This is a genomic window from Rhodovulum iodosum (genome assembly GCF_041020385.1).
Lineage (GTDB): Bacteria > Pseudomonadota > Alphaproteobacteria > Rhodobacterales > Rhodobacteraceae > Rhodovulum > Rhodovulum iodosum.
On the sequence record NZ_JBEHHI010000001.1, the window covers coordinates 1,154,153 to 1,178,645 of the forward strand.

Annotated in this window: 20 protein-coding genes; 16 read left to right on the forward strand and 4 right to left on the reverse strand. The window is 68.7% G+C overall.

Annotation, left to right across the window (positions count from 1 at the left end):
- The first annotated feature begins 39 nt into the window (after positions 1-39).
- The 3 genes from Ga0609869_RS05650 to Ga0609869_RS05660 all read left to right on the forward strand — a co-directional run bounded on the left by Ga0609869_RS05650 (position 40) and on the right by Ga0609869_RS05660 (position 2,897).
- Positions 40-1,527 (forward strand): AMP nucleosidase, encoded by a 1,488-nt coding sequence (locus Ga0609869_RS05650; protein ID WP_125405776.1) that lies wholly within the window; start codon positions 40-42, stop codon positions 1,525-1,527.
- A 126-nt stretch (positions 1,528-1,653) separates the two neighbouring features.
- Positions 1,654-1,941, forward strand: coding sequence for an HU family DNA-binding protein (locus Ga0609869_RS05655; protein WP_125405773.1), 288 nt, complete (start codon positions 1,654-1,656; stop codon positions 1,939-1,941).
- A 74-nt stretch (positions 1,942-2,015) separates the two neighbouring features.
- Positions 2,016-2,897: a DMT family transporter gene (locus Ga0609869_RS05660; RefSeq protein ID WP_125405770.1), complete on the forward strand. Its 882-nt coding sequence runs from the start codon at positions 2,016-2,018 to the stop codon at positions 2,895-2,897.
- A 22-nt stretch (positions 2,898-2,919) separates the two neighbouring features.
- Here the strand turns inward: Ga0609869_RS05660 and Ga0609869_RS05665 are convergent, their stop codons facing one another.
- Entirely contained in the window at positions 2,920-5,178 is a 2,259-nt protein-coding gene (locus tag Ga0609869_RS05665) for a calcium-binding protein (protein ID WP_125405767.1), read from the reverse strand.
- Between the two features lie 378 nt (positions 5,179-5,556).
- On the opposite strand from Ga0609869_RS05665, the gene glpD reads away from it, so the two are divergent.
- The 3 genes from glpD (at position 5,557) to Ga0609869_RS05680 (ending at position 9,867) form a co-directional block, all read left to right on the forward strand.
- Positions 5,557-7,158 (forward strand): glycerol-3-phosphate dehydrogenase, encoded by a 1,602-nt coding sequence (gene glpD, locus Ga0609869_RS05670; RefSeq protein WP_125405764.1) that lies wholly within the window; start codon positions 5,557-5,559, stop codon positions 7,156-7,158.
- Between the two features lie 79 nt (positions 7,159-7,237).
- On the forward strand, positions 7,238-8,725 hold the full coding sequence (gene glpK / locus Ga0609869_RS05675) for a glycerol kinase GlpK (RefSeq protein WP_125405761.1): 1,488 nt from the start codon (positions 7,238-7,240) through the stop codon (positions 8,723-8,725).
- 5 nt (positions 8,726-8,730) lie between these two features.
- Positions 8,731-9,867 (forward strand): iron-containing alcohol dehydrogenase, encoded by a 1,137-nt coding sequence (locus Ga0609869_RS05680; protein WP_170168825.1) that lies wholly within the window; start codon positions 8,731-8,733, stop codon positions 9,865-9,867.
- A gap of 265 nt (positions 9,868-10,132) precedes the next feature.
- Here the strand turns inward: Ga0609869_RS05680 and Ga0609869_RS05685 are convergent, their stop codons facing one another.
- Positions 10,133-10,669, reverse strand: coding sequence for a cytochrome b (locus Ga0609869_RS05685; RefSeq protein ID WP_125405756.1), 537 nt, complete (start codon positions 10,667-10,669; stop codon positions 10,133-10,135).
- Between the two features lie 234 nt (positions 10,670-10,903).
- Between Ga0609869_RS05685 and Ga0609869_RS05690 the strand changes: the two genes are divergently transcribed.
- The 4 genes from Ga0609869_RS05690 to Ga0609869_RS05705 are packed head-to-tail and all read left to right on the forward strand — an operon-like array spanning position 10,904 to position 15,468.
- Positions 10,904-11,902 carry an ABC transporter substrate-binding protein gene (locus Ga0609869_RS05690; protein ID WP_125405753.1) on the forward strand — a complete coding sequence of 333 codons (999 nt, stop codon included), beginning with the start codon at positions 10,904-10,906 and terminating at the stop codon, positions 11,900-11,902.
- The gene (locus tag Ga0609869_RS05695) at positions 11,892-12,689 is read left to right on the forward strand and encodes an ABC transporter ATP-binding protein (protein ID WP_125405751.1); all 798 of its coding nucleotides are present in this window, start codon (positions 11,892-11,894) and stop codon (positions 12,687-12,689) included. The genes Ga0609869_RS05690 and Ga0609869_RS05695 overlap by 11 nt, the downstream gene beginning before the upstream one ends.
- The gene (locus tag Ga0609869_RS05700; RefSeq protein ID WP_125405748.1) at positions 12,686-14,275 is read left to right on the forward strand and encodes an ABC transporter permease; all 1,590 of its coding nucleotides are present in this window, start codon (positions 12,686-12,688) and stop codon (positions 14,273-14,275) included. Before Ga0609869_RS05695 ends, Ga0609869_RS05700 begins: the two co-directional genes overlap by 4 nt.
- The gene (locus Ga0609869_RS05705) at positions 14,272-15,468 is read left to right on the forward strand and encodes an OpgC family protein (protein ID WP_125405745.1); all 1,197 of its coding nucleotides are present in this window, start codon (positions 14,272-14,274) and stop codon (positions 15,466-15,468) included. The genes Ga0609869_RS05700 and Ga0609869_RS05705 overlap by 4 nt, the downstream gene beginning before the upstream one ends.
- 16 nt (positions 15,469-15,484) lie before the next feature.
- Here Ga0609869_RS05705 and mdoH read toward each other — a convergent pair whose 3' ends face one another.
- On the reverse strand, positions 15,485-17,284 hold the full coding sequence (mdoH, locus tag Ga0609869_RS05710; protein WP_125405742.1) for a glucans biosynthesis glucosyltransferase MdoH: 1,800 nt from the start codon (positions 17,282-17,284) through the stop codon (positions 15,485-15,487).
- A 131-nt stretch (positions 17,285-17,415) separates the two neighbouring features.
- Here mdoH and Ga0609869_RS05715 point away from each other — a divergent pair, with 131 nt between their 5' ends.
- From Ga0609869_RS05715 to Ga0609869_RS05725, 3 genes are all read left to right on the forward strand, one after another.
- Entirely contained in the window at positions 17,416-18,471 is a 1,056-nt protein-coding gene (locus Ga0609869_RS05715; protein ID WP_125405739.1) for a glycosyltransferase family 4 protein, read from the forward strand.
- Between the two features lie 325 nt (positions 18,472-18,796).
- On the forward strand, positions 18,797-19,285 hold the full coding sequence (locus Ga0609869_RS05720) for a peptidase associated/transthyretin-like domain-containing protein (protein WP_125405737.1): 489 nt from the start codon (positions 18,797-18,799) through the stop codon (positions 19,283-19,285).
- 20 nt (positions 19,286-19,305) lie between these two features.
- On the forward strand, positions 19,306-19,914 hold the full coding sequence (locus tag Ga0609869_RS05725) for a ferric reductase-like transmembrane domain-containing protein (RefSeq protein WP_125405734.1): 609 nt from the start codon (positions 19,306-19,308) through the stop codon (positions 19,912-19,914).
- A 127-nt stretch (positions 19,915-20,041) separates the two neighbouring features.
- Here the strand turns inward: Ga0609869_RS05725 and Ga0609869_RS05730 are convergent, their stop codons facing one another.
- Positions 20,042-21,274, reverse strand: coding sequence for an ROK family transcriptional regulator (locus Ga0609869_RS05730; RefSeq protein ID WP_245972288.1), 1,233 nt, complete (start codon positions 21,272-21,274; stop codon positions 20,042-20,044).
- Between the two features lie 205 nt (positions 21,275-21,479).
- Here Ga0609869_RS05730 and Ga0609869_RS05735 point away from each other — a divergent pair, with 205 nt between their 5' ends.
- The 3 genes from Ga0609869_RS05735 (at position 21,480) to Ga0609869_RS05745 (ending at position 24,468) form a co-directional block, all read left to right on the forward strand.
- Positions 21,480-22,502: a sugar ABC transporter substrate-binding protein gene (locus Ga0609869_RS05735; protein ID WP_125405731.1), complete on the forward strand. Its 1,023-nt coding sequence runs from the start codon at positions 21,480-21,482 to the stop codon at positions 22,500-22,502.
- Positions 22,503-22,612: 110 nt separating this feature from the next.
- A complete protein-coding gene (locus tag Ga0609869_RS05740; RefSeq protein WP_125405729.1) occupies positions 22,613-23,692 on the forward strand; it encodes an ABC transporter permease in 1,080 nt (359 codons plus the stop codon).
- A complete protein-coding gene (locus Ga0609869_RS05745) occupies positions 23,689-24,468 on the forward strand; it encodes an ATP-binding cassette domain-containing protein (RefSeq protein WP_125405727.1) in 780 nt (259 codons plus the stop codon). Before Ga0609869_RS05740 ends, Ga0609869_RS05745 begins: the two co-directional genes overlap by 4 nt.
- Positions 24,469-24,493: the final 25 nt, after the last annotated feature.

Consider the following 24,493-nt stretch of genomic DNA (forward strand, 5'->3'; position numbering starts at 1 on the left):
GGGGTCACGGGGCCGCCCCGGCCCGCCAAGGAGACCTCGATGTACGCGCACCCGCCCGATCTGCCGGTCGAAACCCCCGACCTGCCCCCCGCCGAGGCGTTTTCGGATGCCGCCGCCGCGGTGGCCCGGCTGATCGAACTTTATGACGGGGCGACGGATTTCCTGCGCGAGCGGTTCAAGACCTGCCTAAGCGCGGGCACCGGGGGCGTGCGCTATCGCGGCTTTTACCCCGAAATCCGGCTGGCCACGGCCAGCCACGCCCAGATCGACAGCCGGCTGAGCTTTGGCCACGTGGCCGAGCCGGGGGTCTTTGCCACGACGATCACGCGGCCCGATCTCTTCGCCAACTACCTGCGCCAGCAGATCGGCCTTTTGTTGGAAAACCACGGCGTGCCGGTCACCATCGGCGCGTCGACCACGCCGATCCCGGTGCATTTCGCGGTGGCGGCCGGCGCCGCGCCGGTGACCGTGCCGCAGGAGGGCGCGCTCGATTTCCCGCTGCGCGATCTGTTCGACGTACCGGACCTGACCACCACCCATGACGACATCGTCAACGGCACCGGGTTCACCTTTCCCGACGGGGCCCGGCCGCTGGCCCCCTTCACCGCACAGCGGATCGACTATTCGCTGGCGCGGCTGTCGCACTACACCGCCACCTCTGCCGAGCATTTCCAGAACCACGTGCTGTTCACCAACTACCAGTTCTATGTCGAGGAGTTCGAGGCCTTCGCCCGCGCCGCGCTGGCCGACCCGTCCAGCGGCTATGTCGCGCTGGTCGGCCCCGGCAACGCCGAGATCGCCACGCCCGACGCGCCGCTGCCCTTGCCGGCCAAGCTGCCGCAGATGCCCAGCTATCACCTGAAACGCACCGACGGGCAGGGGATCACCCTGGTCAATATCGGCGTGGGCCCCTCGAACGCGAAAACCGCGACCGACCATATCGCGGTGTTGCGTCCCCATGCCTGGCTGATGGTCGGCCATTGCGCGGGGCTGAGAAACTCTCAGCGGCTGGGCGATTTCGTACTGGCGCACGGCTATCTGCGCGAGGACCACGTGCTCGACGACGACCTGCCGGTCTGGACCCCGATCCCGCCGCTGGCCGAAATCCAGGTGGCCCTGGAAGAGGCGGTGGAGGAGATCACCGAACTGGAAGGGTTCGAGCTCAAGCGCATCATGCGCACCGGCACGGTGGCCACCATCGACAACCGAAACTGGGAACTGCGCGACCAGTCCGGCCCGGTGCAGCGGCTGTCGCAATCGCGCGCCATCGCGCTGGACATGGAAAGCGCGACGATCGCGGCCAACGGCTTTCGCTTTCGGGTGCCCTACGGCACGCTTCTGTGCGTCTCCGACAAGCCGCTGCATGGCGAGTTGAAGCTGCCCGGCATGGCCAGCGACTTCTACCGCACCCAGGTGGCGCGGCACCTGGCCATCGGGGTGCGCGCGATGGAGCGGCTGCGCGAGATGCCGTTGGAGCGCATTCACAGCCGCAAGTTGCGCAGCTTCGAGGAAACCGCCTTCCTCTAGCGGCAAAAGGGTCGCAAAATGCGTGGAAACAGCAGCAAAGTCCCTACTAATCGTTGTGTCTTGTACCAAGATCACGTTAAATCGCGTGGATAAGACCCCACAGAGGGCAGGAACGAGGAGACGACAATGGCGAAACCGATGACCAAGACGCAACTGGTTGCCGCGCTGGCCGACGAGATGGAGGCCGACAAGAAGGCCGCATCGGCCGCTCTGGACGCGATCACCAGCGTTATCACCCGCGAGGTTGCCGGCGGCGGTGCCGTCACGCTGCCCGGCGTCGGCAAGATCTACTGCCGCGAACGCCCCGAACGCATGGTGCGCAACCCCGCCACCGGCGAGCAGATCAAGAAAGAGGCCGACAAGGTGGTCAAGATGACCATCGCCAAGGCGCTGAAGGACAGCGTTAACGGCTGATCGCGCCGCTTGCCCGACATGGGTAATGGTCTAGGGTCGCCTTCGGGCGGCCCTGTTCTTTTGCGGGAGGAGCCATGGATATCCGCGCGCTGGCGATGGGCCTGGCCTTCGCCTTCATCTGGGCTTCGGCCTTTTCCTCGGCGCGGATCATCGTGGCCGCGGCGCCGCCGCTGACCGCGCTGTCGCTGCGGTTCCTTATCTCGGGGCTGCTGGGCGTGGGGATCGCGCTGGCCCTCGGCCAGAGTTGGCGGCTGACCGCCGCGCAATGGCGGGCGACGGCTGTCTTCGGAATCAGCCAGAACGCGCTCTACCTCGGCCTCAACTTCGTTGCGATGCAGACGCTCGAGGCCTCGATGGCCGCGATCATCGCCTCGACCATGCCGCTTCTGGTGGCGCTCTTCGGATGGCTGGCGATGGGCGAGCGGGTGCGGCCGCTGGGCGTTGCCGGTCTGGTGGTCGGCTTTCTGGGCGTGGCGATCATCATGGGCAGCCGCATCTCGCAGGGCGTCGATCTCTACGGGCTCGGCCTGTGCGTGATGGGCGTGGTCGCGCTGACGGCGGCGACACTTTCGGTGCGCGGTGCGTCCTCCGGGGGCAACGTGCTGATGATCGTGGGGCTGCAGATGCTGATGGGCGCGGCGGCGCTGGGGCTGGCGGCGGCGGTGACGGGCGAACGGCTCGCGTTCGACTGGTCGTGGCAACTGGGCGCGGCCTTTGCCTATACCACGCTCTTTCCGGGCCTCATCGCCACGCTGATCTGGTTTTTGCTGGTCCGCCGGGTCGGCGCCGTCCGCGCGGCGACGTTCCACTTTCTCAGCCCGTTTTTCGGGGTCAGCATCGCCGCGCTGCTGTTGGGCGAGCGGCTGGGCACGATGGACGCGGCCGGCGTGGCGGTGGTGATGGCAGGCATCCTGGCAGTGCAACTGTCGAAACAGGCGCGGGTGGCCGGCGGCTAGGCCGGCGCGCGCCGGGCGGCGGTCACGCCAGCAGGTCGAACAGATCGCCCGACCCGGCGATCTGCAACGTCAGCGCGTCCTGCGCCGCGCCGTCGATCAGCACCCACAGCGTTTGGCCGGTCGGCCTGTAGGATATCAACGCCTCGTCGACATCGGCCGCCCCCGCGCCCTCGGTCGCGGCGAAATGCACGACGAAATCCTCGGCCGCAGCGCCCGCCTGCCCGAAGACCAGCCTGTCGCCCTCGAGGCTGGAGAAATCGCGCAGCCAGTCGACCCCGTGCGCATCGACGCCGAGATGGTAAAACCGATCCGCCCCCGCGCCACCACTGATCCGATCATGGCCGAACCCGCCGGTCACGAAATCGTCGCCCGCCCCGCCTTCGACCACGTCCGACAGCGCACCGCCGCTGATCGTGTCCGAGCCCTGCTGACCGTAGAGATGGTCGGCCCCGGCCCCGCCGGCCAGCACGTCGTCGCCATCCATCCCGAACAGCCGATCGTTGCCGGCACCGCCGTCGACCCGGTCGTCGCCCGATCCGGCATAGACCACATCGCCCCGGTCGCCGGCCCCCGGCCCGCCGACGATCAGGTCGGCCCCGTCGCCGCCCGTCAGCAGATCGCCGCCACCGCCGCCCTGCAAAAGATCGTCGCCCGCCCCGCCGGTCAGCCTGTCGTTGCCGGCGCCGCCGGTCAGCGTTTCGCCGCCATCCCCGGCAAAGAGCGCCATGGCGCCGCCTTCCAGCCGCTCGATCCGCGGGCCCAGGGCCCAGCCGGCGGCATCGGCGGCACCGGCCCCGGTCTTGGCCACGGTCAGGCGCACCACCTCGCCCGGTGAGGACAGCGTCATGTCGATACCCGCCTCGGTCAGTTCCACCGCGGTCGCCGCGCGCTGCGGCAGGGCGTAGGTCTCGGCCTCGGGGGTTTCGTCCACGCCGGGCGTGTCGGGGATGTCGAAGACGGTTTGCCAATCGTCCATCGCCTCTGCGGTGAGGCTTTCGGCCCAAAGCGCGGTATAGCCCGTGCCAAGATCGGGCAGCGCCAGGCTGACCTCGCCCGGCGCGCTGTCACCCGCGGCGAGGAAGATCACCAGCTTGTCGGCGCTTTCGTAGCCGTAGACGCGCACCGGGTCGGCCTCCGAGACCTCCAGCACGCTGGCCAGCGGCACGGTGCCGCCGACGCTTTCGTAGATCATCGACAGCATCTCGCCGCCGACGAAGGTGTAGTCCTCGCCATCGGCCCCCCGCAGGCTCAGCCGGCCCGGATGGATCACGTCCAGCCCGTACACCCCGGCCGCCGTCATGCCGATCGCGGCATAGCTGGAAAACAGCTCCAGCATCAGGGCGGGGTGATCTTGGCCGTAATCGGCGGCGGCGAGCCGGTCCTGCCAATAGCGCTCGAACGCGGCGTCGCTGCGGCCGTCGAGGTCGAGCGCGGCGCGGTCCATCTCTATGCCCGCGGCCCGCATCTCGGCCAGGTAATCGTCGGCCACCATCTGGCGGGTGAATGTGGCCACGTTCCAGGCCGAAAGGTATAGCTCGGGCGCGGCAGCGCCCGCCGCCTCGGCATCCGCCGCCCAGTCGTCCATGATCGCCGCCGCCGCGTCGAGGCGCCGGTCGACACCACCCGCCCCGCCGGGAAAGCGGTGCTGGATCACCATGTCGGTCGCCGCCAGCGCCGCATCGCTCAACTCGGCACGCACCAGCGCGTCTTCGGCCCGGTCCCGGCCGGTCTGCACCGCGATGGTCAGGTCGACGCCGGCGGTGTTGACCGCCGGATCGTCCAGCGCCCCGGCGATCTGGCGCACCATCGCGTCGGCGATGCGGCCATAGGCCGTCGCGGTGGCGCCGCTCACCCTGCCCGCGTAATTGTCGTAGAATTCCGAACCGACCTCGAGGATCAGCGTCTCGGGCACCTCGCCGTAGGCACCGCCCATCAGCCGCCCGAGAAACCCCTGCAGACCCTCGGCCAGGCCCGAGGGATTTGCGAGATAGCTGGTGGTGGGCAACACCACCGACAGGCCCGCCCCCTGTGCCACGGCGGTGGCCATCATCGCCGTCAGATCGGGACGTGGCAGGTCGGGGTTGTAGAGTCCCTCGAAGCGGTAGTCGTAGCGGTCCGGGCGCAACTCGGCCAGCGTCCCGCCGGGCCAGACAATCAACCCCAGGTCGTTGGCCTGGGAAAAGAACCGGCCGTCGTTGCGATAGGTGACAAAGCGTCCGCCAAAGGCCGACGCGCCCAGGGGCGTGGCCCCCTCCGCCCAATCGTCAATCCCTGTCGGCAAGCTGATTGGCGGCATGCATGTCTCCGTTTGCACAATACGGCGGAATTGCGGCGAGAATAGCGAAGCAGGGCATAATTGCAGCGTTTTTCGGGCATTTTGCACGTTTCAGAATCAATGCTACCTCGGGGCCAGAATTGTTGCCGGAATGCGTCCTCCCGCGCGGCGGACCTCGCAAAGAGCATCCTCGAGAAAGCTTTACAGAATACTTCTCAAGCATCTGCGCGGCGCGGGGGACTGATGCGCGTGAAAAAACATTCAGGCCGGCGCGACGAACACGTTTGAGGGTAAAGTGACTTCATAACGAACGATAACGAACAATTTCATTGACCGAAACGCGCTCAACATGCTTCGATTTCGCGCGATTTCAGGGAGCGAGGCATGACGACGGACACCGATACCCACGAGACGCTGGACCTCTTCGTTATCGGCGGCGGCATCAACGGATGCGGGATCGCGCGCGACGCGTCCGGGCGCGGCCTGAGGGTCCGCCTGGCCGAGAAGGGCGACCTGGCCTCGGCGACGTCCTCGGCGTCAACCAAGCTTTTCCATGGCGGGCTGCGCTACCTGGAATATTTCGAGTTTCGCCTCGTGCGCGAGTCGCTCATCGAGCGCGAGACGCTGCTCAGCGCCATGCCGCATATCAGCTGGCCGATGCGCTTCGTGCTGCCCTATCATCCCTCGATGCGCTTCGAGGGGCAGACGCCCATGGGCCGGCTGCTGGGCCGGCTGATGCCCTGGATGCGCGGCCGCCGTCCGGCCTGGCTGATCCGGCTGGGGCTGTTTCTCTACGACAACCTGGGCGGCCGTGCGCACCTGCCGGGCACGCGCAGCCTGGATTTGCGCAGCGACCCCGCCGGCGTGCCGCTCGACGACCGGTTCGAGCGGGCCTTCGAGTATTCCGATTGCTGGGTCGAGGATTCGCGCCTGGTGGTGCTGAACGCCCGCGACGCCGAGGGCCTTGGGGCCGACATCCGGACCCGCACAGAGGTGCTGTCGGCCCGGCGCGAGGACGGGCTCTGGACGGTCGAGACGCGCGATGTCGAGACCGGCGAGACCCAGCGCCACCACGCCCGGGTGCTGGTCAATGCCGGCGGGCCGTGGGCAGGCGAAATCCTGCAAACCCGGATCGGCGACAACGGCGCCGACCGGGTGCGCCTGGTGCGCGGCAGCCATATCGTGACGCGCAAGCTATACGACCATGACCGGTGCTATTTCTTTCAGGGCACCGACGGGCGGATCATATTTGCCATTCCCTACGAGAGCGACTTCACCCTGATCGGCACCACCGATGCCGAGCACCCCGACCCGTCCGCGCGCCCGGAATGCACCGCCGCCGAGCGCGATTATCTGATCGATTTCGCCAACCGCTATTTCAAGCGCAAGATCACCGCCGACGACGTGGTATGGAGCTATTCCGGCGTCAGGCCGCTTTACGATGACGGGGCGCAGTCGGCCACGGCGGCGACGCGCGATTACGTGCTCAAGCTCGATACCACCGGGGGCGCGCCGTTGCTGAATGTCTTCGGCGGCAAGATCACCACCTATCGCCGCCTCGCCGAAAGCGCGCTGGCTCGCCTCGCGCCCCATTTCGACGGGCTGCCCGGCCCCTGGACGGCCGGCGAGCCGTTGCCCGGCGGCGATTTTCCCGTCGACGGCGTGGCGGCGCAGATCGACGGCCTGCGCGCGGCCTATCCGTTCCTCGATGCCGCCTGGGCCCGACGGCTGGTGCGCGCTTACGGCACGGAGGCGCACCAAATCCTTTCCGGGGCACGGCAGGTCGCCGACCTTGGGCGCGATTTCGGCGCCACGCTGACGGCGCGCGAGGTCACCTGGCTGATGAGCAGCGAATACGCGCTGACGGCGGAAGACGTGGTCTGGCGGCGTTCCAAGCTGGGGTTGCGGCTGAGCGCAGAGCAGGTCGCCGCGCTGGACAGCTGGATGAGCGCGGAGCGGGCCACCGGTTTGCGGGCGGCCGAGTAGACCGGTCGTGCGGGGTGGCGCCGCTGCGCCGCCTCGCCTACCCTCAGCCCGATCCAGACCGACACCGACAGGGCCTGCCATGACCTATATTCTCGCCATCGACCAGGGCACGACCTCAAGCCGCGCGATCCTGTTCGACCGGACCATGAAGATCGCCGCCGTCGCGCAAGAGGAATTCACCCAGCATTACCCGGCGAGCGGCTGGGTCGAACACGACGCGGCCGATCTGTGGTCGACCACCGCCGGCACCTGCCGCGAGGCGATCGAACGGGCCGGCATCGCGCCTGCCGACATCGCGGCGGTCGGCATCACCAACCAGCGCGAAACCACCGTGGTCTGGGATCGCAAGACCGGGCAGCCGATCCACAACGCCATCGTCTGGCAGGACCGGCGCACCTCCAACCTGTGCACCGAGTTGAAGGCCGCCGGGCACGAACCGATGGTGACGGAAACCACCGGCCTGTTGCTCGACCCGTATTTCTCGGGCACCAAGCTGCGCTGGCTTTTGGACAATGTCGAGGGCGCGCGGGCGCGCGCCGAGGCGGGCGAGCTGGCCTTCGGCACGGTCGACACCTGGCTTATCTGGCGGCTGACCGGCGGCAAGCTTCATGTCACCGACGCCACGAATGCCGCGCGCACCATGCTCTACGACATCCGAAAAGGGGAATGGAGCACCAATATCTGCGACCTGCTGGATATTCCCATGTCGCTTTTGCCGGAGGTGCGCGACAGCGCCGCCGATTTCGGCATGACCCGGCCCGACCTCTTCGGCCGCGAAATCCCCATCCTCGGGGTGGCGGGCGACCAGCAGGCGGCGACCGTGGGCCAGGCCTGTTTCGGCAAGGGAATGCTGAAATCGACCTACGGCACGGGGTGCTTTGCGCTGCTCAATACCGGGCCCGAGCCGGTGACCTCGCAAAACCGGCTGCTGACCACCATCGCCTATCAGCTGGACGGCACGCCGACCTATGCTCTGGAAGGTTCGATCTTCATCGCGGGCGCCGTGGTGCAATGGCTGCGCGACGGGCTCAAGATCATCCGCGCCGCACCCGAGACGCAAGGCCTGGCCGACGCCGCGGACCCGGCGCAGGACGTGGTGCTGGTACCTGCCTTTACCGGGCTTGGCGCACCGTATTGGCGGCCCGACTGCCGCGGCGCGGTCTTCGGCCTGACGCGCAATTCGGGCCCGGCGGAGTTCGCCCGCGCCGCCCTGGAAAGCGTCGGCTTCCAGACCCGCGACCTCCTGGAGGCGATGCACGCGGACTGGTCGGGCGCGGATGACGCCGTCCTGCGCGTCGATGGCGGGATGAGCGCGTCGGACTGGACGATGCAGTTCCTCGCCGACATCCTGGGCGCCTCGGTTGACCGCCCCGAGGTGAAAGAGACCACGGCGCTGGGCGCGGCCTGGCTGGCGGGGATGCAGGCCGGTATCTATCCGGACCGCGACGAGTTCGCCAAGACCTGGGCGCTGGACCGCCGGTTCGAGCCGGCGATGGACGACGCCACGCGCGACGCGAAATACGCCCGCTGGCAAGCTGCCATCGCCGCCACCCAAACCGTGACATGAGGCCCATTCCGGCCTTCGGGCTGGTGCTGCCCGCCCGCGTCCGGTTCGGCCGCGGCGCGGCGCTGGACGCGGTACCCGAAATCGCGCGCCTCGGTACGCGCATCGCGCTGGTACATGGGCAGAGCACGGCGCGCGCCGCGCCCCTGATCTCCGCGCTCGCGGCGGCGGGCGCGACCGTGCTGCCGCTTTCCTGTCCTGCCGAGCCGACGCTCGACATGCTGGAGGCCGCGCTGGCCGAGGCGCGGACCCATCGCCCCGACAGCGTGGTGGCCATCGGGGGCGGCGCCGCGCTCGACCTCGGCAAGGCGCTCGCCGCGCTGCTGCCCGCGGACCGGCCCCCGCTCGACCATCTGGAGGTTGTGGGTCAGGGCCTGCCGCTATCGGCCGACCCCCTGCCCTTCGTCGCCATCCCCACCACAGCCGGCACCGGTTCCGAGGCCACGAGGAACGCGGTGATCGGGGTGCCTGCGCATCGCCGCAAGGTCAGCCTGCGCGATGACCGTTTGGTGTCGCGGCTGGCGGTCATCGACCCCGCGCTCACCGACGGTGCGCCGCGCGAGGTGACGCTAGCCAGCGGGCTGGACGCCCTGACGCAAGTGATAGAGCCCTATCTCTCGGCGCGTGCGACGCCGTTCACCAATGCGCTCTGCCATGATGCGATCCCACGGGGGCTGGCCGCGCTGGCTGCGCTGGGCGCGGGCGAAAACCCCGCCGCCCGCGATACGATGGCCTATGTCGCCCATGTCAGCGGTATTGCCCTGACCAATGCGGGGCTGGGCGCGGTGCACGGTCTGGCCGGCGTTCTGGGCGGTGAGACGGGCGAGGCGCATGGCGTCATCTGCGGACGGCTGTTGCCCCATGTGCTGATGGCCAACCGCGCCGCCTGCATCGGCGATGCGCTCCGCACGGACCGGTTCGGGCATATCGAACACTGGTGCCGCGAAACGCTCGGCTGCGGCATCGCGGGGATGGAAGGCTGGGCCGCGGCGCGTGGCCTCGCCCCGCCCGACCAACGCCTCGCGCCGGAGGCACTGGCCGACATCGCCACGCGTTCGGCCGCCAGTTCCTCGATGAAGGCAAACCCGGTGGCCCTCTCGGCCGCCACGCTGGCGGGCGTCCTGTCGGATGCCGGCTGGGGCTGACCGGCGGCAGAGGCGCTGCGCGAGATTGCCCGGTGTCTTACCCGGCTTGCGGGGCCGGGATCTGGACTTTGGCGGCCAAACGTGCCGCCCCATGCGCGGGCCCCCATGGCGCCGTGCCTTGTGCAGGCACTGAGCTGCGAACGTCCCGTGGCGGGCTGATTGCGCCGGCGCACCTCAAATCAGTCCGAAGACGCAGGCCGATGCAGCGGCCAAGCCTTTGGAAGACATGGGTCACACCCCGTGCCGCGTGGTGCGCGTGCAGCCGTCAGGTCCACATTCGCGCAACCACGCCGTCGCGCCGGACGACGCCGTGGTAGACCGCCGCAAGCACATGCAAAGCGATGAACGCGCTAATGGCGAGTGCGCCGTAGAAGTGCAGGGTCTTTGCGATACCTGCCAGCATTTCCGATTCCGGCACCAGCGCGGGGACGCCCCAGGCATCGAGCGTCTCGATCGGGAAACCGCCCGCCTTCACCCGGACATAACCGGCGATGGGCATGAGAAGCAGCAGGGCATATAGAAGGCGATGGGTGAGATTCGCGGCCCACACCTGCCAGCCCGGTACGTTTTCGGGCAGCGGCGGCGGAGGCCGGAGGCTGCGCCACAGAAGGCGCAGGATCATCAAGGCAAAGATCAGGATGCCCGTATTCTTGTGAAACAAGAACAGGGTGTTCTGCACCGATTGCGGCAACCCGTCCTGGATCATCACGAACCCCGCCGGGATCATCAGAAACACCAGTAGAGCAACGGCCCAGTGAAAGAACCGCGTCAGGAAGCCGTGGCGTGCCGTTTCGTCTTGCATGTCGAGCCCTTCTTCTTTCCATCCAGCGTAGCATCCTCTCCGGGCACTTCAAAATGCAGATCAGCGGCGGCCCTCGCCCGCCGGGCAAGAGGGGCACAAACGGCTTGTGTCAGGGCATCGCCCATATTTGCGCCATCCGTCGCGCAATCCGGCGTGAACGCGCCGTCGCCCGTGGCCGCGCCTTGTTCGTGGCGGCGCTTCGCCTAAGATGTAAATGAAATTGGGAGATCGTTGATGACACGAGGATTTCTGACCCGACGAGCGGCGCTGAGCGCCGGAGCGGCGGGGCTCGGCGCCTTGGCCGCCGGGTTCCTGCCCGGACGGGCGCAGGCGCAGACGGCCGTGACGTTGCAGCTTTCTTGGCTGCATTCGGTGCAATTCGCGGGCAGCTACATCGCCCGGCAAAACGGCTGGTGGCAGGATCTCGGCCTCGACGTGTCGCTGGCGCCCGGCGGCCCGAACGCGCCGGTCGAACCGCCGGTGGTCTCGGGCACCGCGCTGGTGGGCATTTCTGCGGCCGACTACACCGCCGCAGCGGTCGCGCAGGGCGCGCCGTTCAGGATCATCGCCGTGGCGATGCAAAAAAACCCCTTCGTGATCGCCTCGCTGCCCGGCAACCCGGTGAATGCCCCCGCCGACCTGCCGGGCAAGCGGCTGGGCATGGCCATTGCGAACACGCCGGTGCTGAGCGCGCTGTGCCAGCTCAACGGTGTCGACATCGACACCATCGAGATCGTGCCGACGCAGTATTCCGCCGCGCCCCTGCTGGCCGGCGAGGTCGACTGCCTGCTGTGTTGGGAAACCGATCTGCCCGTGGCGATGGCGATGCAGGGCGTCGAAAGCCAGACCATGCTGATGGCCGATCACGGCTACGCGCTGCATTCGCAGACCTACATCGCCACCGAGGAAAGCCTCGCCACCCGGCGCGGCGACCTGGTGGCGCTCATGGCGGGCGAGGTCCGGGGGTGGGAGACCTACAAGGCCGATACCGATGCCGCGGCGGCGCTGACGGTCGAGATGTTTCCCGATGCGGGGCTGGATCTGGAAACGCAAAGGCTGCAGGCGCAACGGCAGGTGCCGCTGATGTTTTCCGATCTGACCGACCGACAGGGTTTCGGCTGGTGGACCGACGAGACCGTCGCCGAGAATACCGAGACGCTGGCGCTGCTCGGCCACGACGTGACGCCGGACCTGTGGGACCGGTCGATCCTCGAGGAGGTCCATGGCGGCTGACACAAGCCCGCCCGAGCTGCGCTGTAGCGGTCTCGCCAAAACCTTCCCCGGCGGGGTTGAGGCGGTGCGCCCGCTCGATGCGGTTTTCGAGGCCGGCCGCACCACGGCGCTGGTGGGCCCGTCGGGCTGCGGCAAGTCGACGATCCTCAGGATGATCGCCGGGCTGGAGCCGCCCTCCGGCGGCGAGGTGACCATCGGCGGCGCGCCCCCGGCCGAGATCCGCCGCCGGGCCGGGCTGGCGATCGCTTTTCAGGACGCGTCCCTTTTGCCCTGGCGCACGGTGCGCGGCAATATCCGCCTTGCGCTGCGACTGGCGCACAAGCCCGCCGATGCGGACGCCGTCGACCGGTTGATCCGGCTGGTGGGCCTTGAGGGGTTTGCCGATACCCGGCCCGCGGCGCTCTCGGGCGGGATGCGCCAGCGCGCCGCCATCGCGCGCTGCCTCGTCACCGGGCCGGAACTGCTGTTGCTGGACGAGCCGTTCGGGGCGGTGGACGAACTCACCCGGCGGCAACTGGCCGAGGACCTGCCGCGGATATGGCAAGCGCGCGGCACGACCACGCTTCTTGTCACCCACTCGGTAACCGAGGCGATCCTGCTGTCGGACCGCGTCCTGGTCTTCTCGCCCCGGCCAGCCGCGCTGGTCGCGGATATCGCCGTCGACCTGCCTCAGCCGCGGAGCGTTGCGATGACGGCAAGCGCCGATTTCCTTGACCTGGCCCAGACGGTCTCGGGCGCGCTCGCCCGCGGCATCGCCGAGGCCCCCGACACTCTCGCGGCGCAATGAGCGCGCCCGCCTCCACGGCAACGAGCGCACCGGCCGGCGGGCGCCGGACGGCCCTCGGCATCTTCTTCGTGATCCTGGGTTGGGAGCTTGCCGCCCGCGCGCTGGCGGGCGCCTATCTGCTGGCCGGTCCGACCGATGTGCTGACCTATCTTGCTGCAAATGCCGGGCTCATGTGGCGGGCTTTGAAAGTGACGCTGACCGAGGCGGCGGCGGGCTTCGTCATCGGCAATCTCGCCGCCATCGCGCTGGCCGCGCTGGCGCTGATCCTGCCTCGGGCCGAGCGCGCGATTTCGGGGCTGGCGCTTCTCGTCTTCTGCCTGCCCATCGTCGCCACCGGGCCGATCCTCAGGGTGTTCTTCGGCCCCGGTCTGGGCCCGCAGATCACGCTGGCCGCGCTGGCCGTCTACTACACCACGCTCATCCCGCTGCTCGTGGGCCTGCGCGCCGCCCCGGCCACATGGTTCGACCTCGTGCGCAGCTACGGGCGCGGACCGATGGCGATGCTGGTCCATGTCCGGGCGATGGCGGCGCTGCCCTACCTGTTCGCGGGCCTTCAGATCGCCGCGCCCGCCGCGGTGCTGGGCGCGATGGTGGGCGAGTTCACCGGGGCCGAGCGCGGCATGGGCGTGCTGGCGATCCGGGCGATGCGCGCGCTCGATGTCGAGGCGACCTGGGCGCTGGCGAGTGTGGCCACCGCCGTCTCGATCCTGGTCTATGCCGCCGTGCGCCGGATCGCCCGCATGGTGCTGCGCGACCCGCCACCCCTGATCCTCGCGCCCCCGCGGCACTCGGCGGGGCGGCCGCGCAATGGCTGGCACGCGGCGCTGGCCAATGCCGCCGCCGTCGGCGGGCTGGCCGTGATCTTGTGGTGGGGCGCGTTCGAGGCTGCGGGGGTTTCGCCCTTTTTCGGCAAGCGGCCGGGCGACGTGCTGGCTTTCCTTTTCACCGATCCGCACGCTGCGATGCACCGGGTAACGCTGGGCGCGGCGCTGGCCGAGACGGCGCTTTACGCGGTGCCGGGCTATCTCGCCGGGCTTGCGCTCGGGGCCGGCCTGGCCGCGATCCTCGTTTTGCGGCCCGCGCTTGCCGGCATCGCCATGCCCGTCGCCATCGCGCTGCGCTCGGTGCCGATCGTGACCACCGCGCCGCTGGTGGTTCTGCTGCTGGGGCGCGGCGCGGCGGGGACGGTCACGCTGGTGGCGATCATGGTGTTCTTTCCGACCTTCGTGGCCTGCTTGCACGGGATGCGCCAGGCGCCCGGGCAGGTGCTGGACGTGTTCGACAGCTATGCCGCCGGCCCGCTCGACCGGCTGATCCACGTCCAGCTGCCCGCGATGTTGCCCGCCTTCTTTGCCGCGGCGCGGATGGCGGTGCCGGCGGCAGTGCTGGCCGTGACCGTGGTCGAGTGGCTGGCCACCGGGGCGGGTATCGGCAGCCTGATGGCGCTGTCGGCCTCGGTGTCCGACTACGGCATGCTGTGGAGCGCGCTTGTCCTGCTCGCGCTCTTGTCCTGCGCGGGCTACGCGGCGGTCGCGGCGGCAGAGCGCCGCGTACTGTCGGTCTATGCCAGCGAGCAATTGGCATGAGCCCGTCCGGCAACACAGCTCGGCCCGGTCCGGCGGGCGGGCGCGACATCCGGATCGACCTGTTCCGCGGTCTGGCAATGTTCATCATCCTCATCGACCACATCCCCGGAAACGCCTGGGGGCGCTGGACGATCGGCCGGTTCACCTTCTCGGATGCCACCGAGATCTTCGTGTTCTGCTCGGGCATGGCCTCGGCGCTGTCCTTCGGGCGCACCTTCGAACGCGCAGGCTGGCCGATGGGCGCGGCGCGGACGGCCTACCGGATCTGGCAGCTTTACTGGGCGCATATCGGACTGTTCATCTTCGTGGCGATGATGATGGCGGCGTTCGACCTGATCGGCGCGGTCGACAAATCCTATGTCGGGCGGCTGAACCTCTGGCCGTTCTTCGACGACCCGATCCCGCAGATCGTCGGCCTATTCACCCTGACCTACGTGCCGAACTATTTCGACATCCTGCCGATGTATCTGGGCATCCTTGCGCTGATGCCGGTGATCGTGGCGCTTGCACGTGTCCATCCCCGGCTGGCGATGGGCGCAAGCGCGGGGCTCTGGCTGGCCTGCAATTTCGGGTTTCTCGGGCTGCCGGCCGAGCCCTGGTCTGACCGGGAATGGTTCTTCAACCCCTTTGGGTGGCAGCTTTTGTTCTTCACCGGCTTTGCGTTTCTTGCCGGCTGGCTGCCCGCCCCACCCGTCCGGCGCGGGCTGGTCTGGGGGGCGGTTGGTTTTCTGGTTCTGACCAGCCCGCTATCCTCGCCCCACATGGTGACGCTGCTCAAGCAGCTCTGGATGCCCGCCGCCGACTGGGCGATGGAGACCTATCCGAAGATCTTCGAGTTCCGGCGCAAGACGGAATTCGGCATCCTGCGCTACCTGCATTTCCTGGCGCTGGCCTACCTGGCCTGGGTCGCCGTGGGGCCGCGCGGCGCCCGGCTGTCTCCGTCGGGACATGGCGTGCCGGCCCGCGCATGGCGGGGGATCGTGGCGGTGACGGCGCGGGTGGGGCAGCAGTCGCTGGCGATCTTCGTTTTCTCGATGGCGCTGGCGCCATTGATCGGCTTTACGCTCGACCTCGGCGGCCGGACGGCGGCCAGCATCGCCCTCGCCAACCTGGCCGGGCTGGCCGCGCTTGTCGGCGCGGCCTACGGCATCGGCTGGGTCAAGTCGCAGCCCTGGAAAACGCCAAGGGCCTGAGCCACGCCCGCCGCTGTCAGGCGGCCGTCTCCACAACCCCGCGCGGCGCCGCCGGGGGCTCGGGCTGGCGGTCTTCGGGAATGTCGAACAGCCCCACCGACCGCGACCACGCCCCGAGACCGGGCCACGTCGAGATGACGGCAACGGGAATCGCGCCGGTCAGCGACAGCAGGAAAGGTGCTGCGAACCACAGCGCCCACGGGGCCAGGGCAGCAAGCCAAGCGGCGAGCGCGACCCCGACTGCGGTTTGCGGCCAAAGGGTGCGCGCCGCCTCGCCCCAGGTCAGCCGCGCGCGGCTGCGCTGCTGCGCCGGCCAGCCGACGCGCCGGCCGAAGGCAAGCCCGGCCATGAACCGCGTTGTCGCCAGTGCCACCGCGGGCGCGATGAGCATCGAGAACAGTATTTCGGCAAGGCCGCCCGCCACGACACGGGCCCGGCCGCCATAGGCGCTTGCGCGGTTCCGCCGCGCGAGGATCTGCCCAAGCCCCATCAACTTCGGCGCAAGGTTGATGCTCATCAGAAGCGCGAAGAAGCCGAGGCCGAGCCAGATCGAGACGCCCGAGAATTGCTGCGGCCAGGCGGCCAGCCCCGCGCCGAGAAAGATGAACGCCATCCAGGCCGGCGCGGCCAGATACATCTGGATCGCGAGGTAGAGCTGCAACCGGCTCAGCGGCTTGAGACCCGGCAGCCCGAGCAGGCGGAAATACTGCATGTTGCCCTGGCACCAGCGCAGATCGCGCCGGATGAAATCGACGAGGCTGGGCGGGTTTTCCTCGTGGCTTTCGGACTCTTCGGCGAGGACGCGCACCTCGTAGCCCGCGCGCCGCATCAGCACCGCCTCGACCTGGTCGTGGCTGAGGATGTGGCCCGACAGCGGCCCGCGCCCCGGCAGCACCGGCAACATGCAGTGGTCGCCGAACGGCGTCATGCGGATCAGAACGTTATGGCCCCAGTTGGGCCCGCAATCGCCCTGCCACCAGGCCGAGCCGAGGGTGTAGGACCGCATCCCGTGGCGCATCCCGAACTGAAAGGCGCGGGTGAAAAAGCTCTGCGACGGCAGGCCGGTGACCAGGCTTTGCAGCATGCCGATCTCGGGGCTGGCCTCCATGATGCGGACCATGCGCAGGATCGTGTCCGCCCCCATCGTGCTGTCGGCATCGAGCGGCAGGAAATAGTCGTAATCGCCCTGCGTCCGGTGGACGAATTCGGCGATGTTGCCGGCCTTGAAGCCGGCGTTGTCGCTGCGCCGGCGATAGGCAATGGCGACCCCGGGCGCGGCCTGCCGCCAGCGCGCCACCAGCGCCTCTTCGCGCAGGGCGGTCTCGGGACAGTCGGTATCGCTCAGCACGTGGAAATCGAAGCGCCCCGCCCAGGGCGTGCTGCCCAGATCGGCCTGGATCGCCTGGAACCGGTCCAGCGCCTCGGCGGGGTCCTCGTTGCGCAGCGGCATGACCAGGGCGACCCGCGCGGCGACAGGTTCGCCGCCCCGGATCCGGCCGATCGCCGGGGCGACGACCTCGGCCGCGCGCGCCCCGTGGCGCAGGTCGAGTGCAAAGCCGATGATCGCGTTCCACAGCCCGATGGTGAGCCACGGCAGGGTCACGGCAAAGGCCGCCAGCATGACCCACTCTGCAACCAGCAGGCCGCCATGGGACAGGATCGCGGCCATGCCCGCGATCAGCGCCGCCATGGTCACGAGGTTCAGCGCGAGGACAAGCAGGCGGCGACGAACGAGGCGGCGCGCCTCCGGGGCCGGGCGATGCTGCGCCAGCACGGTCGGGAATCTCGGCGCGGAAAGATGGTGATTGCGCAGCATTGGCGTTGGGCCTCTGGTTAATTTATCAACACGCGGAATTGGCTTCAAACGGGCGGAGGTCCAGTGAAATCTTCGTGTCTCGGCAGACCGGGCCCTTGGTCGGCGGCGCATTGCTCAAGGATACAGCGGAAATGAGCCGACAGGCTGTTTTCGCGGTCCCCGGCGACCTCGATAGCGTCACCGGTGGCTACATCTATGAAAAGCAGCTTTTGCTGGGGCTGCGGCGCGCCGGCTGGGACGTGGCGCACCTGGCGCTTCCGGGCAGCTTTCCGGACCCGACGCCAAAGGACATGCAGGTGACCGGCGACGCGTTCGCCGCGCTCGCCCCCCAAACGCCGGTCTTGCTGGACGGATTCCTGCCCGGCGCGACCGATCCTGCGCAGCTTGCACGCCTTCGCGCACCCTTCGTCGCCGTGACGCACCATCCGCTTGCGCTGGAGACCGGGCTGGCGCCGGGGCGTGCGGCCCATCTCTACCGGGTCGAGCGGGCCAATCTCGCCCGCGCGGCCCATGTCATCGTGCCCAGCGCCGAGACAGCCCGGACGCTGGCCGCCGACTACGACGTACCGGCGGCGCGCATCACCGTGGCCCCGCCGGGCGTGACGCGCCCCGAGGCGGGGCCCGAGGCGGCCGCGCCGGGCCCGCCCCTCATCCTGTCGGTCGGCCTCTTGGTCCCTCGCAAGGGGCATGACGTGCTGCTGCGGGCGCTGGCCGAGGTCGCGGACCTGCCATGGCGCGCGGTGATCGTCGGCGGTTCGCCCGATCCCGCCTGCGCGGCCGATCTTCGCTCCCTGCAAACCGCGCTCGGGCTGGACGGGCGCGTCAGCTTCGCCGGGCAGGTGGCGGAGGACACCCTAGGGCGGCATTTCTCTCAGGCGGCGGTCTTCGCGCTGGCGACACGGTACGAAGGCTACGGCATGGTCTTTGCCGAGGCGTTGGTCCATGGCCTGCCGATCGTGGGATGCAGCGGCGGTGCCGTCGCCGACACCGTCCCGGCCGAGGCCGCCTTGCTGGTGCCGCCCGACGATGCCGCCGGCCTGGCCTGGGCCCTGCGCCGCGTGCTGGCCGACCCGAATGCCCGCGCCAGGATCGCGGCGGCATCGGCACGTCACGGGGCCATGCTTCCGACCTGGGACGAGACCGCCGGGATCGTGGCGCAGGTGCTGGCGCGCATCGCCTGCGGGTGACGGGCCGTGGCGCACCAAGGCCGGCGCCGGGAAGCCGCCCGTCCGATTAGAGGGCAATGACCGCCCAGAAATGCCTGTTTTCGCAAACCCGGCCGGCGCATCGGCCGAGGGTGCCACCGTGTTGCGCCCGGTCTCGGAAACACCGTTTGCCGTGGCGCCACAAGGCCGGCGCTGGCCCGCTTCCTCACGACATCGTGGGCACAGTTTACTGCGTCCTCCGCCTCTTTCGGGTTGGCTTTGGTCGCGGGCACTCCATCGTCCGTGTTAAGTTTCCGATGCGGTCCTTGTCGAACGAGCGCCTGCACGCGCGATGGGAGAAATTCAGATGACGTCCTTTCTGTTCAATCGCCGAACCCTGATTGCCGCTGGCGGCGCCGCCGCGGCCACCGTGATGTCCGGTCTTCTTGTCCCTGCCCGGGCGCGGGGGCTTGCGCCGACGGGCTCGATGCGGGGCGGGTCGAACAATTACCGTCCCGACGCGCCCATCGTGGACCGGATCGGCGGCGGCGGCTTCTGGATGTCGGGCACCGTGCGCCGCGCGGGCGATGGCGCACCGCTTGCCGGGCAACGCATCCAGATCTGGGCGCACACGACCGAGGGGCACGAGCGCGACTGGCACAGCCACGGCGCCACGCTGACCGACGCAAACGGCGTGTTCCGCCTGGAAATGCCGCAGATCGTGCCCGCCTTCGGGCAGGCGCACGGCCACCTTGCCTATGACAGCGGCGAGTTCGAAACGGTCTTCCTGCGCCCCGTGATGGCAAGCTCGAAAGACACCAGCCTCGAGGCGCATTTCGTCCTTCAGCCGGCCTGACCGTTTTGGCGACGAAACCGATGCGCCGGGTCCGGGCGGCGCTGATCTGGGCCGCCTTGTCGATCGCGCTGGCCGTGCCGATCGCGGCGGCTGCGATGAGCCCCCTGCTGGCTTGGCGCGATCCGGTCTATATCACCGCCGGCTTTGCCGGGATCGTGGCAATGGCGCTGTTGCTGGTGCAGCCGCTGCTGGCCGCCGGATACCTGCCGGGCCTCGCTGCTCTGCGCGGGCGGCGCGTCCATCGCTGGATCGGCGCAATGCTCGTTGCGGCCGTCGTCATCCATGTTGCGGGCCTCTGGATCACCAGCCCGCCGGATGTGGTCGACGTGCTACTTTTCAGATCGCCGACGCCGTTCTCCGCATGGGGCGTGATCGCCATGTGGGCACTCTTTGCCACGGCGCTGTTGGCCGGGCTCCGCCGCCGGGTGCGCCTGCGCTGGCGAACGTGGCGTGTCGCGCATACGTCGCTGGCACTGGTGATCGTGCTGGGCAGCGTGGTGCATGCGCTTCTGATCGAGGGGACGATGGAAACGCTGTCCAAGGCGGTGCTCTGCGGACTGGTCCTCGCGGCGACGGTAAAGGCCCTGGCGCACCTGAGGGTGTGGTCAGGGCGAGCGGCATCGCGGTGACGGCCCCCCACGGGACAGGCCCTCGTCGCCGAGGCGATTGGGGCGCGTCAAAGCCGCCGGCACCGAGGAATACCCCGCTCCCGCCAGGAAGACGCATATCGCCCTGCGGGCGTCGCTGTTGAAATCGTCAGCCGGTGGTGCCGAGCGCGGCGGGATCGACGAGAAACCGCATCGAAAGCGGTACCGATGCCGCGCCGAGCGCCCGTGCGCCGGGGCCGATCGTGCCTGCCACAACGTCGGGCGCCGTCGTGCCGGACAGGTCGATGCGGGCAAGCGCGACCTCGGTTTCGGCGATGAGCCGATGCCGGAGGCTTGCCGGCATCCAGCCATCGACCACCAGCGCCTCCAGATCGAGCAGGGCGGCGCCCGAGGCCGCGACATGGGCGAGGCCCGAAGCGGCGTTGCGGATCCAGAGCGCCAGAACGTCCGGGGCCATCTCCCAGTCCTCGGGTGTCTCCCACATCGCCGCGGCGGCCTGCCCCCGTGCCACATGCATGGCTTCGAGGCCAGAGAGCGAGGCGACCTCCAGCAACTGGACGCTGCCGCCGGCCATCGCGGGCACGGGCATGGACCCAAGCGCGCCTGCATTGCCCGTGCGCCCGGTGACAAGCCGGCCGTTGAGCACGAGGCCGCCGCCGGCGAAATAGCCGATATAGGCGTAGACGAAGTCCCGCAGCCCGTCCGGGCCGGTGAGGTTGCCGAACACGATTTCGGCGTTGCAGGCCGCCGAGGCATCGTTTTCCAGAAAGACCGGGAAGGGCACTTCGGCGGCGATGTCGGCGCGCAGATCCGCGTCGCGCCAGACCGCCATCTCGCGGGGCGGGACGCCGAGAGGCTGGGCCCAGTCCCAAAGGTGAAAGGGCAGCCCGATGCCCAGCCCCGAAATCCGGTCGCGTTCCAATCGGGACATTCCGTCCGTCAGTGCGGGCACCGCGCGGCGTATGAAGGCAACGGCGCTGGCCGGAGTGGGAAAGCGGTGGCTCTCGTACTCCGCCCCCAGCACCTGGCCGAGGAAATCGACGAGGACAAGCTCCAGGCTGCGCCGCCCCAGCTTGAGGCCGAGGAAGTAGGCGCCATCGGGGACCAGATGCATCGGCACCGAGGGCTGGCCGACGCGGCCGCGGCGCGGTTCGCCGCGGGCGATCAGGCCGTCGGCCTCAAGCGCGCGCATGATCACCGAAACGGTCTGCGCCGACAGGCCGGTGAGGCGGGCGAGTTCGGCCTTGGCAAGCGGCCCGTTGCGGCGCAGGAGGGTCAGCACCAGGCGTTCGTTATGCGCCCGCATGCCGCTCTGGTTCGTGCCGCGAATCCCGGCGCGCGGAAGATCGGCCTCTCGGGTAGCATCTTCCTGTCGGTTCATCGGCGCCTCCCGTCCTCGGCAAGGGTGATCCTGCTCCGAGCGGGCTCGGCGGTCAATAGTAAATAAGAGTGAGTTATTTATTGACAGCTCCCGTTCCGTGCGTCACTCTTGCGCTCAGGGCCGGCGTAAACATGCGCGGCACCTCGACGCGAGATCGACAATGCGCGCGCCCGAAAGACGGGCGCCCCATGGGAGGAGACAAGAAATGACCAGGACCATTGCGCTTGCGAGCACCGCCGCGCTCGCCCTGACGCTCGGCGCCGGCGGCGCAAGCGCGCAGGACGACGTGCTCGCCTGCCTGATCACCAAGACCGACACCAACCCCTTTTTCGTGAAGATGAAGGAAGGCGCCTCGGAAAAGGCCGGCGAGCTCGGGATCGAGCTTAACACCTATGCCGGCAAGCTGGACGGCGACGTGGAAACCCAGATCGCCGCGGTAGAAAGCTGCATCGCAGCAGGCGCCTCGGGTATCCTGATCACGCCGTCCGACAGCCGCGCGCTGGTGCCGGTGATCGAGCAGGCCAAGGATGCGGGGCTGCTCGTCATTGCACTAGACACACCGTTCGAGCCCGCCGACGCCGCCCACGCCACCTTCGCCACCGACAACTTCAAGGCCGGCGAGCTGATCGGCCAGTGGGCACGGGCGACGATCGACGACCCCGCGAATGCGAAGATCGCGCTGCTCGACCTCAACGCGTCCGAGGTCTCGGTCGACTACCTGCGTGACCAGGGGTTCATGACCGGTTTCGGGATCGACGTGAAGGACCCCACCGATATCGGCGACGAGGACGACCCCCGTATCGTCGGCCACGACGTGACCGACGGGAACGAGCAGGGCGGCCGGGAGGCGATGGAGAACCTGCTCCAGGTCGATTCGGGCATCAACGTCGTCTACACGATCAACGAGCCGGCGGCCGCCGGCGCCTACGCGGCGCTGGAATCCTTCGGCCTCGCCGACCAGGCGACCATCGTGTCGGTCGACGGCGGCTGCCCGGGCGTGGAGGACGTGAAGGCCGGCATCATCGGCGCCACGTCGATGCAGTTTCCGCTGCGCATGGCCTCGCTCGGGGTCGAGGCAATCGCCCAGTACGCCAAGGACGGCAGCGTGCCGCAGCCGACCGACGGGCTCGATTTCTTCAACACTGGCGTGACACTCGTCACCGACCAGCCGGTCGAAGGGCTGGAGTCGATCGGCTCTGACGAAGCGTTGGAGCAGTGCTGGGGCTGAACCGAGCACCGGGCGGGGCGCGCAAGCGCGCCTCGCCCGCCGGACCAGACCCAAACATGCTACACTCGACCTGAACGCCTCGTCCGTGCCGCGAGGCGAGGGAGGATATCATGACCGACACCGGCAGCCCCCCGGACGGCGGGCAGGACTACGAGGAAAGCCTCGCCAAGAGCGACCGCAGCGTCGCAAGCTTTGCCCGAAGCCACACGCCCATCGAAACGCTTCAGCACGTCCTGCATGGCAATCCGACGCTGGTGCCGGTGATCGTCCTGATCGTCTCGGTCGGGATCTTCGGGCTGATCGCGGGCGAGCGCTTCTTTTCGGCCTTCAACCTCACGCTGATCATCCAGCAGGTCTCGATCATCGGAATGCTGGCGGCGGCGCAGTCGCTCGTCATCCTGACGGCGGGGATCGACCTGTCGGTCGCCGCGATCATGGTGCTGATGTCGGTGATCGCCGGCAAGCTTTCCATCGAGATGGGCGTGCCCGCGCCGCTGGCGCTGCTCGTCGCCTTCGCGGGCGGAACCGCGGCGGGGCTTCTGAACGGCTTTCTCGTCACCAAGGCCAAGCTGCCGCCGTTCATCACGACGCTCGGCACGTGGTCGATTTTCTACGCGCTCAATCTCTGGCTGTCGGGTGCGCAGTCCATCCGATCGTCCGACCTCGACGAGCAGGCGCCGTTCCTGAAGTTCTTCGGCAACGTCATCGAGATCGGCGGGGCGCGCATCACCTTCGGCTCGATCCTGATGGTGCTGGTCTTCGTCGCGCTCTGGTATGCGCTGAACAAGACCGCCTGGGGCCGGCACGTCTATGCCGTGGGCGACGACAAGGAGGCCGCCGAACTCGCTGGCATCCGCACCGACCGGACCCTGCTGTCGGTCTACGGGCTGGCCGGCCTGGTCTGCGCCATCGCCGCCTGGGCCTCGATCGGGCGGGTCGGCTCGATCAGTCCGCAAGCGTTCTATGAGGGCAACCTGCAATCCATCACCGCCGTGGTGATCGGTGGCATCTCGCTGTTCGGCGGTCGCGGCTCGATCCTTGGCGCGCTTTTCGGGGCGCTGATCGTGGGCGTGTTCCAGTCGGGCCTGCGCCTGGCGGGGGTCGATGTGCTCTGGCAGGTCTTTGCCATCGGCTGGCTCATCATCATCGCGGTCGCGATCGACCAGTGGATCAGAAAGGTCTCGGCATGACACAGAAACCCATTCTAACCGGCCGCGGTCTGGTAAAGCACTACGGCCGCGTCACCGCCCTCGACCGCTGCGACTTCGATCTCTATCCCGGCGAGGTGCTTGCCGTGATCGGCGACAACGGCGCGGGAAAATCTTCCCTCATCAAGGCGCTGTCGGGCGCCATCCAGATCGACGAGGGCGATATCGAGCTGGAGGGACAGCCCGTGAACTTTGCCTCGCCGCTCGACGCGCGCGACGCCGGCATCGAAACGGTCTACCAGACGCTCGCCCTGTCTCCGGCGCTCTCGATCGTCGACAACATGTTCGTCGGGCGCGAGATCCGTAAGGACAACTTCATGGGTCGCTACCTCAAGATGCTCGACCAAAAAAAAATGGAGGAGCTGGCACGCGAAAAGCTCTCTGACCTCGGGCTGATGACGATCCAGAACATCAACCAGGCGGTCGAGACACTGTCGGGCGGCCAGCGGCAGGGCGTCGCCGTGGCGCGGGCGGCCGCATTCGGCTCCAAGGTCATCATCATGGACGAGCCCACCGCCGCGCTCGGCGTGAAGGAAAGCCGCCGCGTGCTGGACCTGATCCGGGACGTCAAGGCCAAGGGCATGCCGATCGTGCTGATCTCGCACAACATGCCCCACGTCTTCGAGGTGGCCGACCGCATCCATGTCCACCGTCTGGGCCGGCGCCTTTGCGTGATCGACCCCAAGGAGCACACGATGAACGACGCGGTCGCCTACATGACCGGCGCGAAGGCGCCCGAGGGGGCAGAGGCCGCCTGATGCCGATGACGGCGCGCCCTTGATA

Excerpts from the sequence above, each read along its gene's own strand:
- Ga0609869_RS05650 (WP_125405776.1), top strand. The coding sequence starts at position 40 with ATGTACGCGCACCCGCCCGATCTGCCGGTCGAAACCCCCGACCTGCCC.
- Ga0609869_RS05655 (WP_125405773.1), top strand. The coding sequence starts at position 1,654 with ATGGCGAAACCGATGACCAAGACGCAACTGGTTGCCGCGCTGGCCGAC.
- Ga0609869_RS05660 (WP_125405770.1), top strand. The coding sequence starts at position 2,016 with ATGGATATCCGCGCGCTGGCGATGGGCCTGGCCTTCGCCTTCATCTGG.
- glpD (WP_125405764.1), top strand. The coding sequence starts at position 5,557 with ATGACGACGGACACCGATACCCACGAGACGCTGGACCTCTTCGTTATC.
- glpK (WP_125405761.1), top strand. The coding sequence starts at position 7,238 with ATGACCTATATTCTCGCCATCGACCAGGGCACGACCTCAAGCCGCGCG.
- Ga0609869_RS05685 (WP_125405756.1), bottom strand. The coding sequence starts at position 10,669 with ATGCAAGACGAAACGGCACGCCACGGCTTCCTGACGCGGTTCTTTCAC.
- Ga0609869_RS05690 (WP_125405753.1), top strand. The coding sequence starts at position 10,904 with ATGACACGAGGATTTCTGACCCGACGAGCGGCGCTGAGCGCCGGAGCG.
- Ga0609869_RS05695 (WP_125405751.1), top strand. The coding sequence starts at position 11,892 with ATGGCGGCTGACACAAGCCCGCCCGAGCTGCGCTGTAGCGGTCTCGCC.
- Ga0609869_RS05700 (WP_125405748.1), top strand. The coding sequence starts at position 12,686 with ATGAGCGCGCCCGCCTCCACGGCAACGAGCGCACCGGCCGGCGGGCGC.
- Ga0609869_RS05705 (WP_125405745.1), top strand. The coding sequence starts at position 14,272 with ATGAGCCCGTCCGGCAACACAGCTCGGCCCGGTCCGGCGGGCGGGCGC.
- mdoH (WP_125405742.1), bottom strand. The coding sequence starts at position 17,284 with ATGCTGCGCAATCACCATCTTTCCGCGCCGAGATTCCCGACCGTGCTG.
- Ga0609869_RS05715 (WP_125405739.1), top strand. The coding sequence starts at position 17,416 with ATGAGCCGACAGGCTGTTTTCGCGGTCCCCGGCGACCTCGATAGCGTC.
- Ga0609869_RS05720 (WP_125405737.1), top strand. The coding sequence starts at position 18,797 with ATGACGTCCTTTCTGTTCAATCGCCGAACCCTGATTGCCGCTGGCGGC.
- Ga0609869_RS05725 (WP_125405734.1), top strand. The coding sequence starts at position 19,306 with ATGCGCCGGGTCCGGGCGGCGCTGATCTGGGCCGCCTTGTCGATCGCG.
- Ga0609869_RS05730 (WP_245972288.1), bottom strand. The coding sequence starts at position 21,274 with ATGAACCGACAGGAAGATGCTACCCGAGAGGCCGATCTTCCGCGCGCC.
- Ga0609869_RS05735 (WP_125405731.1), top strand. The coding sequence starts at position 21,480 with ATGACCAGGACCATTGCGCTTGCGAGCACCGCCGCGCTCGCCCTGACG.
- Ga0609869_RS05740 (WP_125405729.1), top strand. The coding sequence starts at position 22,613 with ATGACCGACACCGGCAGCCCCCCGGACGGCGGGCAGGACTACGAGGAA.
- Ga0609869_RS05745 (WP_125405727.1), top strand. The coding sequence starts at position 23,689 with ATGACACAGAAACCCATTCTAACCGGCCGCGGTCTGGTAAAGCACTAC.